Here is an 11,203-nt window from a genome sequence, read left to right as displayed (position 1 = left end):
GGGGGCGCCCCCGCCCCCCCCCCCCCCCCCCCCCACGCCCCTGCACCTTCCCGCGGAATGCGGGTGCCCGCCGGGTGCCGCCGCACACCCCCCTTTCTTCAGAGCGCGGAGCGGAAGGTCCAGCGACCGGAGCCGACCTCGTACACCGCCTCCCCGTCCGTGACCCGCAGCGGCTTCGCCCCCGGGGTCGCGGTGGGCCGGGTGCCGTCCGTCGGGACGTGCACCTCGGCCGTGCTGCCCGCCGGGACGTCGACGGTCAGCCGGAAGTGGCCGTCCTGCCGCTCCCAGGAGGTGCGGGCGGTGCCGTACGGGGTGCGGTAGGAGCCGGACGCCGAGGTCAGCTCGCCCGTCACCGCCGGGTCGATGAGCAGTTCCGCGTAGCCGACCGAGTCCGCGGTCTGGTCGATGCCCGCGACCCGGGTGGTGAACCAGGAGTCGATGGCGCCGAGCATGAAGTGGTTCTGCGACTGGCCGGGGCCGCCGTCCCAGGACTCGCCGAGCGTGGTGTTGCCGGCCAGCACCTGGTAGCCGTAGCTGGGGCTGGTGGTCTGGGTGGCGATCTTGTGCACGAGGTCGTCGCGTCCGGCGCCGGACAGCACCCGGAACGCGCTGGGCAGGGAGATCTCGCCGAGCAGCAGGTGGTAGCCGGCCGCCTCGACGGACGAGGTGAGGTGGCCGAGCAGCCGCTCCCGCTCCCCCGCCGGGTAGGCGCCCATGTCCAGCGCGAGGGCCTCCGCGCCCTGACCGCCGCCGCCGAAGGTGCCGGTGGCGGTGTCGTAGTACCTGGCGGCCAGCGCCTTTGCGGAGGCGTCGGCCTTCGCCCGGTAGGCGGTGGCCGCGTCCTGGTCGCCGAGGACGGCCGAGATCCGGCTCAGCGCGTCGACGACCCGCCAGTAGCCGTAGGTGCCGGCCACCGCGCGCGGGAAGGTCCGGTCCGGGCTGAACCAGTCACCGAGGCCGTAGTCGAGGATGCCGCCACTGACCTGGGTCTCCAGGAAGGCCGCGTACTCCTTCATCTTCGGGTAGTACGTCTCCAGGGTCTGCTGGTCGCCGTAGGTGGTGTACAGCTGCCAGGGGACGAGGACGAAGGCGCCGCCCCAGTTGGCGTCGTTGCGGTAGGCGCCGGGCAGGCTGGTGTACTCCGGGACGGTGCTCGGGATCAGGCCCTCGGCGGTCTGCGCGTCGGCCATGTCACGGACGATCTTGCGCAGGTAGGACCGCATGTCGTAGTTGCCGGCCAGCGCCGGGAAGACCAGCTGGTTCTGTTCCAGCCAGCCCAGTTTCTCGCGGCTGGGGCAGTCGGTCAGGACACTCATCATGTTGCCCTGGATCGCGCCGCGGATCAGTGAGTGGATGCCGTCGATGAGCGGGTCGGAGCTGTCGAAGGTGCCGGCCGAGGCGTTGTCGGTGCGCAGCACCTTGCCGCGTACGGTGATCCGCGCGCCGTCCGGCACTCCCTTCAGCTCCAGGTAGCGGAAGCCGTGGTAGCTGAAGTCCGGGTGCCAGGTCTCGGCGCGGCCGCCGCCGGTGGTGTAGCTGTCCCACAGCGGGGCGCCGACGTTGGAGATGGACTGGAAGGCGTGGCCGTCCTTCAGGGACTCCGCCGGGTAGGCGCGGATCGTGGTGCCCTCGGGGGCGGTGACGGTGATCTCGGGCCAGCCGGCGATGTTGCGGCCGAGGTCGAAGACGCGGCTGCCGTCCGCGCCGGCGACCTCCTTGCCGGTGAGGGTCTCGACGACCCGGATCGGTTCGGTCTCGCGGGCGCTCAGCTCGGCCGGCTGGGCGGTGGTGCCCGGGGCTCCGACGGAGACGGCGTGCTGCCATTTCCGCCGGTCGCCGCTGGGCTCGTCCCAGTGCGGGATCTCGCGCCGGGCGTCGTAGTCCTCGCCGCCGTACCAGTTGGAGGAGGTGGTGGGGCCGAGCGCGGTGCGCCAGTCCTCGCCGCTGGTGACGGTGCGGGTGGTGCCGTCCGCCAGCGTCACCTCCAGGCGGGCGATCAGCTTGGGGTCGCTGAGGTTGCCGTACAGCTTGCGGTAGCGGTCGGCGGTGCTGACCACGTTGGACATGCCGTTGCCGAGGGCGACTCCGACGGTGTTGGCGCCCTTCCTCAGCCGGTCGGTGACGTCGTAGGTGGCGTACTGGACGCGCTCGCCGTAGGTGGTGTTGGCGGGTTCGAGCACGGCGTCGCCGACCGGCTCGCCGTTGACGGTCGCGTCGTAGACGCCGAGGCCGGCGATGTAGAGGCGGGCGCTGCGGACCTTCTTCGGGAGGGCGAAGTCGTCGGTGAGGAGGGGCAGTCCGGACGGGAGGTAGGGCTCGGGCGGCCGCTGGCCGGTGACCCGGGTGAGTTCGGTGTACGGTCCGGTCGCCGCGTCGCCGCTGGACAGGGCGTAGTCGACCGGGAAGTGCGGGACGCGGCCGTCGTCGGTGAGGACGTCGGCGCGGGGGTAGAGCGCCACCTCGTCGAAGGTCTTCGCGGACTTCAGGTCGAGGGTGAGGGTGATGGGCGCGGCGGAGACGTCGGGGCCGGTGTGGGCGGCGCTGGAGTAGCCGGCCGCCGTCTGCAGGGCGCTGTTGGGCAGGCCGTCCACGGCGAGGGCGGGTTCCCACGTCTTGCGGATCGTGTTGGTCTCGGAGGCGGTGACGGTGGCGCCGTTGGCCAGTCCGGTGGCGGAGGTGGCGGTGTCCCGGATGTCGATCTCGCCGAGTTGCAGCCGCCAGGTGTCGGCCGGGAAGTTCTCGGCGAGCGGCAGGCCGAGCTCGGTGACGTCCAGGCGGACGTAACGGGCGGTGGTGCGCGGCACCTTGACGACGACCGGGGTGATGCTGCGCTTGCTGAGCTGCCAGTCGGGGTTGGTGATCCAGTCGGCGCCCCAGTCGGACTGTTGTGTCAGACCGGTCTCGAAGACGGCGGTGTCGCTCCAGCCGGAGCGGGCGTCGCCGCGCTGCGACCACAGCATGACCCGCCAGTAGACCCGGGTGCGGGAGCCGAGTTCCTTGCCCGCGTACGTCGTGCCGGGTACCGCCGAGCGCACCTTGCCGGAGTCCCACAGGTCGGGCCTGCCCGCACGCAGCCGCTCGGGTGAGGTGGCGGCCTGGACCCGGTAGGCGGACTGGCGGACGCCGGTGGCGCGGGCGGTGGTCTCCCAGCTGAGGTCGGGGGTGGTGTCGTCGATGCCCAGGGCCTGCTGGAGGTACTGGGTGCGCGGGTGGACGGGGGTGATGGCGGCAAAGGTCGCGGCGCCGGCGCCGGTCGCGCCGGCCAGCACGGTGACGAGGGCGGTCGCGGCGGCGGTCACGGTGAGCGCGGGACGGGGTCTGGGCATGAGGGCTCCTGTCGGCGTGCGGCGCGGGATCAGACGCGGGTGAGTTCGGCGGTGGCGCGGCGGTGGAAGCGGAGCGTCACCGGGCCGAGCAGGCCGGACGGCAGTGGCTTGTTGCGTTCGTTGGAGAGGGTGTTGGCGACCCGGACCGCCAGCCGGTTGGCGCCGGGCGTGAGCAGCCGGGTGACGTCGGTGACGAACGGCGCCCAGAGCAGCGGCGCCAGTTCGGTGCCGTTGACGGTGACGGCGGCGATGTCGCGCACGTCGCCGAGGTCGAGCAGGACGCGGCGGCCGTCGAGCCGGGCGCGGTCGAGGTCGACGGTGGTGGTGTAGGTGGCGCTGCCGGAGAAGAGCGGGGCGGTGTCGGTCCAACTGGCCGGCGGGCCGGTGACCGGGGTGGCGCCGTCCTGTTCCAGGGTGCGGGTCCAGTCACCGGTGACGGGCAGCGGGTCGAGGGGGTCGGTGACACGGACGGTGCCCTGGTAGGTGTGGTTGCCGTCGGTGCCGGTGAGCCGGTGGGTGCCGGGGGCGGCGGCCTCGACGGTGGCCCGCAGGGTGCGCCCGGACCGCGCCACGGCGACCACCGGCAGCGGGGCGGAGGTGAGGTGCGGCTGGGTGCGGCCGGCGGGGCGGACGACGACGATCCGGGTCTGGTACGCCTCGAAGGTGAGCGGGAGGTGCAGGCCGCGCTTGGAGGTGCGGTACACGGGGGCGGGTGCGGTGTCGCCGGTGGCCGGGTCCCACAGCTCGGGGGCGCCGGTGGCGGGGAGGGTGGCGGTGGTGGCGACGTCGGCGCCGCTCTCGTTGTTCAGCAGGAACGCGGTGTCCGCGCCCCGGGTGACCCGCAGCACCCGGATCGCGTCCTGCGGCGGGTCGAGTACGGCGGCGGCCGCGCCGGCGTCCTGGGCGGCGCCGCCCAGTGCGGACACGTCGGCGACCCGCACCGCCCGTCCGGCACCCAGCTCGCGGCTGCCGGGTACGGCGTCCCCGAACAGGTCGGACAGGGCGCGGGTCAGCGAGCGGTCGTTGCCGTCGGCGTCGTCGGCGGGCAGGGTGCCGACCGCGACGACGGTGCCGCCGGCCCGGACGAAGGCGCCGAGGGCGCGGACGCCGGCCGCGTCCAGGGTGCGGGTGACGGGCAGGACGACCAGGTCGTAGCGGGCCTCGCCGACGACGAGCCGGCCGCCGCGCGCCTTGGCGTGCGCGAGCAGGTCCGGGTCGCCGGTGAGGGCGCCCTCGTGCAGCAGGTCGAAGTCGACCTGGGCGCGTTCCAGGGCGTAGGCGGCGTCGGTGATCGCGCCGTCCACCTCGCCCTGCCGGTCGGTGCCGGTGAACTGCTCGGCGGCCCGCTGCGGCTGGAGCAGCGCGGTGCGCGCGGCGGAGGTGCCGCGGCCGGCCTCCATCACCCGGCCGATCCACTCGGCGAGCGGTTTCATGCCCCACCACCAGGGGGCGCGGGGTCCGAACGGCGGCGGGAAGTAGACGACCTTCTCGTCGGTCCACAGGGCGTGCAGCACCGTCAGGTTGACGCCGCGGGCGGCCTGCGCGCCGACCGTGGCGTGCACGAAGCCGGGGGTCACCTGCCAGCCCATGTTGCCGAACATCTCCATCAGCGCCCGGTCGCGGCCCATCTGGTGGGCGACCGAGACCGGGTTGCGGGGCAGCATGGTCTGCTCCCCCGCGACGTACTCGGCGGTGATGATGTCGCCGCCGGGCACGTGCGCCCACTGGTTGACCTTGTGCAGGTCGCCGGTGGTGGGGATGCGCTTGGCCGGGGACGTCTCGTCGTAGAGCGGGTTGGTGATGAGGGCGACGTCGCGCTGCTCGTACCAGCGGGCCTGCTTCGCGAAGTACTGGGCGAAGCGGCCCGAGACGGCCTGCCAGTAGCGGCCCCGGGCGATTTGGCCGGGGCGGCCGAGGTCGTCGAAGGCGGCGGCGTAGGCGACCCCGGGCTCGACGTCCACGGCGCGCAGTGCCTGGTCCAGGGTGGGTGACCAGGGCAGGCGCTTGAAGTGGGCCTCGGCGGAGGCGTAGAACGGCTCGTCGTCCCAGAAACCGGGGATGACGGTGCCGAAGTAGCGCTTGAAACGGCGGTGGTACTCGCCGGGGACGATGTCGAGGAACAGCTCCACCGGTTCGTCGTCCAGGAGGTCGACGTAGCTGCGGCTGTAGCCCTGGGTGTCGTCGATCAGCGGGGTGCCACCGAACAGGTCGAGCTGCCAGCGTCCGGCGGGGACCTGCCAGGTGCCGCCGACCATCTTCGTGAGGTCGGTGACGTCGGTGGAGCCGGCGGGCCGGGCCGCGGCGGCGACGGCCGGCACCGGGAGGGTGTCGCGGTCGGGGAAGTCCCCGGCGGCGGTGGGGTCGTCGAAGGCGGCGGTGTACAGCGTCGTGCCGTCGGCGGCGGTGACGGTGAGGCTGTCCCACAGGCCGCGTTCGTCGCCGACCGCGCGCACGCCCGCGCCGCCGGTGGCGTACCGGTCGTCGGTGACGGTGCCCTTGTCCTTGCCGTCCAGGGTGACGGCTATCCGGGTGCCGGTGACCGTGACGGCCACCGTGTGGAACTTGGTCTTGTTGAAGCCGTCGGTGCGGGTGCTGCGCAGCAGTTCCACCGGGTCGGCGTCCCGGGCGAGGCGGAGCACGGTGGTGACACCGGTCTGGTCGAAGGTGACCGCGTAGCCGTCCAGGGCGTCGGCACCGGCGCGGACCACCAGACCGGCGGCGGTGTGGTCGGCCTTGGCGCTGCCGGTGACGGTGTAGTCGGTCCAGCCGGCGCTGTCGCGCAGGGCGGTGGCACCGCCGAGCACCGCCGCGTCGGCGATCAGGGCGCCCGCCTGCACGCCCAGGCCGGTGGATCGGCGCAGGTCGACGCGGGCCGGGCCCTGGACCACGGTGGTGGACCGCCACAGGGCCTTCAGCCGCAGGTCGGGGCGGGGTTCGTAGGTCCGGGAGCCGACCGTGCCGCCCTTGACGATGTACTCGCCGGCCCGGCCGCTGGGGAAGTGGTCGTCGTTGAACAGCCACACCCGCATGCCGGTCCGCTCGGCGGTGGCCAGCACGTGCCCGACGATGTCGAACCAGCCCTCCGTGAAGAAGGCGGGCTGCATGGCGTCGTTGTCGAAGGAGAAGAGGATGACCTCGTACATGCCCTTGGCGCGCAGGTCGGCCAGTTGCCGGTCGACGAGTTCGGGGGTGACGGGGCCGTTCCAGTACCAGTAGACGGTGGGGCGGCTGTCCTTCGGCGGGTCGGTGAAACTCCGCTCGGAGAAGCCGGCTGCGCTGGTGGGGGCGGTGGCGAACGCGGGCAGGCCGGTGGCGAGGACGGTGCCGGCGGCGCCGGCCGCGACCACGAAGTGGCGTCTGGACAGGGGGAATTCGGGCATGGGTGGTCCCTGGGAAGGTGCGGTGGGTTTCAGCCGGCGGCCAGGCGGGCCACGTCGGCGGCGGACAGGGCGCGGTTGTGCAGGCGGAAGTCGCGTACCGCCCCGCGCAGGTAGGGGTGGGTGCTGTTCTGGGAGCGGCCCAGGTAGTTGCGGGCGGTCGCGCCCAGCAGCAGCGGGCCGGAGACCATCGCCGGGTTGCGGCCGGCCTCGGCGCCGTCGACGTACAGCACGCCGGTGCCGCCGCCGAGGGTGAGCGCCACGTGGGTCCAGCGGCCCACGGGCAGCGGTCCGGCGGCGTCGATGAAGTCCTCCCCCTCCATGCCGGCGATGCGCAGCGCGGCGCGGGCCCGCTGGGCGCCGGTGGTGGCGGTGAGGAAGAGGTACGTCTCCTTGTGGTAGCCGAGGTCGAAGACGCGGGCCGAGGCGGCGAGGCTGTCGACCCGGACGCGGACGCTGACGGTCAGTTCGGTCAGGCCGCTCAGCAGGCCGGCGGGGAGGGCGACATGGCCGTCCGTGCCGTCCAGTTCGACGGCCGTTCCCGTGGTGTCCCGCGACCAGGTGGCGCCGCCGGTCAGGACGGCGGCGCCGAACGCGCCGGTGGTGTCGGTGGCGGTGCCCTCGTCGAAGGGGTAGCGGACGACGTCCCGTTCGCGGCCCTGGCGCGGGGTCACCGCCCAGTAGACGTTGTAGCGCTGGTGCTGCACCTCGTGAAACGGCCGCAGTGTCACCGTGCGGCCGTCGGCGACGGCGGTGAACTCGGTGGGCCGGTCCCCGGCCGCCCGCAGGGTGCGCGGGCGGATGGTGGGCAGGGTGGGCAGCGTGTCGTCGCCGTACTCCCCCGCCAGCACCAGTGGCCCGTAGGACAACGATGTCACCTGCGGATTGTCCGGCGCCGGGGTCCAGACCGGCTCGCGCGGCAGGATCAGGTCGACGGTGTCGCCGGCGCGCCAGTGCCGGTCCAGCGAGGCGTACGTGCCCGGACGCAGCCGCGTGCCGGCCTGACGCCCGTTGACCTTCAGCACGGGGGCGGTGCCGGCGTCGGCGACCCACCCGGGTATCCGCAGCCGCAGCGCGAACCGGGCCCGCCCGGCGGTGACGGTCAGCCGGGTCCGTCCGGCGGTGGGGTAGTCCGTCTCCTGACGAACTGTCACTCCCACTTCTTTCCAACGCACTTCGGACGGGATGAACAGGTTGACGTACAGCGCGGCGGGGTGTCCGGCGCGGGAGCGGAAGTAGACGCTGTCGGCGAACTTGGTGTGGGTCTCCAGGCCGGTGCCGTGGTCGCAGGAGAAGTTGTCGTAGTCGCCGCTGTAGCTGCCCGGGGCGGCGCCGAGGCCACCCTTGGGCTCGCGCCGCGAACCGGCCCACAGTCCGGTGTAGTACGTGACGAAGCCGTGTGCGGAGTCGGGGTCCTGCTCGCCGAGCAGCTGGTTGTACAGCGTCCACTCGTAGTGGTCCAGGTACTCGGCGCGCTCCGGGCGGTGCAGGAACAGCTCCCGGCCCAGCTTCAGCATGTTGTAGCTGTTGCAGTTCTCGCAGGTGACCTCGGAGAGCCGGCTGACGATCTCGCCGGGCGGGCCGAAGAGTTCCTTGTCCGAGTTGCCGCCGATGGCGTACGAGTGGTGGCGCACGACGGTGGTCCAGAAGGTGTCGGCGATGGTCAGGTAGCGCTGCTCCCCCGTCGCCTGGTAACTGGGCACCGTGCCGACGATCTTGGCGATCTCGGTGTTGGCGTGCCGACCGGCCAGTTCGTCACGTCCGGCGGCCAGCGGCGTGTACAGCTCCTCGTGGTCGAAGCGGCGGGCGGTGCGCAGCTGGGCGGGGTCGCCGGTCTCCAGGTACAGCCGGGTGAGGACATCGTTCATGCCGCCGAACTCGACCTTCAGCACGGCCTGCATCCGCTCGTGCGACAGCGGCGCGGTGCGGGCGTCGGCCCAGCCGGCCATCTCCAGCAGGACGGTCAGCGCCTGCTTGTTGCCGCTCAGCCGGTACTGGTCGAGCAGCCCCGCCATGATCTTGTGCAGGGTGTAGTACGGCGCCCAGGGCTTGCCGCCGGCCTCCAGCTGGTCGAAGACCGACTCCGGGAAGGCGGAGAGGTAGCCCCGGTGGAAACCGGCGGCCGGCGCGGCCCGCTGGCAGTCCGCCAGCGCCGCCACCAGGGCGCGGCCCTTGTCGCCGTAGGCGGCGTCACCGGTGGCCGCGTGCGCCTGGGCGAGGCCGCTGAGCAGGTGGCCGGTGGTGTGGCCGCGCAGTTGGACGTCGGGTGCTTCCCAGCCGCCGCAGGGCTCCGCCGTGGACGGCAGGCCGACGTTGAGGCGGAAGGTGTGCAGCAGCCGGTCGAGGTCGACGAAGAGCAGGTACGCGCAGGTGCGGCGCATGTTGGCGAGGAACGGGCTGTCCAGGAGCCGGACCTCGGACAGCGCGAAGGGGGCGAGGGCGGGCCCCTGGACGGGCCCCTGGGCGGGGTCCTGGACGGGGGATTGCGAGGCCGCCTCGGAGACCGGTGCCGCCGTGGCGGGGGCCGGCAGGGCGGTGACGGCGGCGGCGGCCGAGGCGGCGGCGATCACGCCACGGCGGGACGGCCCGGGGAACGCGCGGTGTGCGGACAATGTGCCGTGCTCCTTCGAACGGACAGCGCAACCTTTGAAACGTTTAAGTTCGTCGCCCGAGACGGTAAGTGGGAGCACAACGAGCGTCAAGACTTCACACAGGAAGAGATCAAGGGGCCAGGACGGCACGGGAATTGAATCGTTCAATGAACGGAAATGAAAGGCGCCGCCGACGGCGTTCCCGCTGCCGTCGGCGGCGCTTCCCGGCCGCGGGGGTCAGCCGCTCAGCGCGGCGAGGACGACGTCCTTGGCCTCGTCCTGGACCTGCTTCAGGTGGTCCGGACCGCGGAAGGACTCCCCGTAGATCTTGTAGACGTCCTCGGTGCCCGAGGGGCGGGCCGCGAACCAGGCGTTCTCGGTGGACACCTTGATGCCGCCGATCGCCGCGCCGTTGCCGGGCGCCTCGGTGAGCACCGAGGTCACCGGCTCGCCGGCCAGCGCCTCGGCGGTGACCTGCGCCGGGGACAGCTTGGCCAGGCGGGCCTTCTCCTCGCGGGTGGCCGGTGCGTCGATCCGGGCGTAGGCGGGCTCGCCGAACCGCTCGGTGAGCGCGGCGTAGTGCTGCGAGGGCGTCCGGCCGGTGACGGCGGTGATCTCGGAGGCCAGCAGCGCCAGGATGATGCCGTCCTTGTCGGTGGTCCACACCGAACCGTCCCGGCGCAGGAACGACGCCCCCGCCGACTCCTCGCCGCCGAACCCGAGCGAGCCGTCGACCAGTCCGTCCACGAACCACTTGAAACCGACCGGTACTTCGACCAGCCGCCGGCCGAGATCGGCGGCGACCCGGTCGATCATGCCGGAGGAGACCAGCGTCTTGCCGACGCCGGCCCCGGCGGGCCAGTCGGCGCGGTGGGCGTAGAGGTAGGAGATGGCGGTGGCGAGGTAGTGGTTGGGGTTCATCAGGCCGGCGTCCGGGGTGACGATGCCGTGCCGGTCGGCGTCGGCGTCGTTGCCGGTGGCGATGTCGAACCGGTCGCGCCGCTCGATCAGCGAGGCCATCGCGTGCGGCGACGAGCAGTCCATGCGGATCTTGCCGTCCCAGTCCAGCGTCATGAACCGCCAGGTCGGGTCGGCCAGCGGATTGACCACCGTCAGGTCCAGGCGGTGCTGCTCGGCGATCCGGCCCCAGTACGCGACGGACGCCCCGCCCAGCGGGTCGGCGCCGATCCGCACCCCGGCGGACCGGATCGCGGCCAGGTCGAGGACGGCGGGCAGGTCGGCGACGTACGTGCCGAGGAAGTCGTAGCGGCCGGTGCCGGGCGCGGCGAGCGCCTTGGCGTACGGCACCCGGCGTACGTCCTTCAGGCCGGCCGCGATGATGTCGTTGGCGCGGTCCTGGATCCAGGAGGTCGCGTCCGAACCGGCCGGGCCGCCGCTGGGCGGGTTGTACTTGAAGCCGCCGTCGGCCGGCGGGTTGTGCGACGGGGTGACCACCACGCCGTCGGCCAGGGCCGAGGTGCGGCCCCGGTTGTGGGTGAGGATCGCGTGCGAGACGGCCGGGGTCGGGGTGTAGCCGTCCGCCTCGTCGATCAGCACCGTGACGTCGTTGGCCGCGAACACCTCCAGGGCGGTCACCCGGGCCGGCTCGGACAGCGCGTGGGTGTCGGCGCCGAGGAAGAGCGGCCCGGTGGTGCCCCGCTCCTTGCGGTACTCGCAGATGGCCTGGCTGGTCGCCGCGATGTGGTCCTCGTTGAACGCCGTGTTCAGCGACGATCCGCGGTGTCCCGACGTGCCGAACGCCACCCGCTGGCCCGGCTCGGCCGGGTCCGGGTGCAGCGCGTAGTACGCCGTCACCAGCCGGGCGACGTCGATCAGGTCCTCGGGTCCGGCCGGCTGACCGGCTCGGTCATGTGGCATGCGCCCACTCCTCCGCATCGAATCGGGCGAC

4 protein-coding genes are annotated in these 11,203 nt (G+C 73.0%); all 4 read right to left on the bottom strand.

From position 1 onward, the window contains the following. Positions 1–98: 98 nt before the first annotated feature. Entirely contained in the window at positions 99–3,326 is a 3,228-nt protein-coding gene (locus ACTT8P_RS20310; RefSeq protein ID WP_442833098.1) for a family 78 glycoside hydrolase catalytic domain, read from the bottom strand. A 29-nt stretch (positions 3,327–3,355) separates the two neighbouring features. Then, positions 3,356–6,706 carry a glycosylhydrolase-like jelly roll fold domain-containing protein gene (locus tag ACTT8P_RS20305; protein ID WP_442833097.1) on the bottom strand — a complete coding sequence of 1,117 codons (3,351 nt, stop codon included), beginning with the start codon at positions 6,704–6,706 and terminating at the stop codon, positions 3,356–3,358. A gap of 29 nt (positions 6,707–6,735) precedes the next feature. Next, the gene (locus ACTT8P_RS20300) at positions 6,736–9,315 is read right to left on the bottom strand and encodes a beta-L-arabinofuranosidase domain-containing protein (protein WP_442833096.1); all 2,580 of its coding nucleotides are present in this window, start codon (positions 9,313–9,315) and stop codon (positions 6,736–6,738) included. A 216-nt stretch (positions 9,316–9,531) separates the two neighbouring features. After that, positions 9,532–11,172: a phosphoglucomutase (alpha-D-glucose-1,6-bisphosphate-dependent) gene (gene pgm, locus ACTT8P_RS20295; protein WP_442833095.1), complete on the bottom strand. Its 1,641-nt coding sequence runs from the start codon at positions 11,170–11,172 to the stop codon at positions 9,532–9,534. Positions 11,173–11,203: the final 31 nt, after the last annotated feature.

The sequence above is a fragment of the Streptomyces sp. JW3 genome (genome assembly GCF_052216785.1).
Taxonomy (GTDB): Bacteria; Actinomycetota; Actinomycetes; order Streptomycetales; family Streptomycetaceae; genus Streptomyces.
The sequence above is the reverse complement of the archived record's forward strand: the minus strand, read 5'-3'. Positions and strand labels throughout refer to the sequence as shown.

Excerpts from the sequence above, each read along its gene's own strand:
- ACTT8P_RS20305 (WP_442833097.1), bottom strand. The coding sequence starts at position 6,706 with ATGCCCGAATTCCCCCTGTCCAGACGCCACTTCGTGGTCGCGGCCGGC.
- ACTT8P_RS20310 (WP_442833098.1), bottom strand. The coding sequence starts at position 3,326 with ATGCCCAGACCCCGTCCCGCGCTCACCGTGACCGCCGCCGCGACCGCC.
- pgm (WP_442833095.1), bottom strand. The coding sequence starts at position 11,172 with ATGCCACATGACCGAGCCGGTCAGCCGGCCGGACCCGAGGACCTGATC.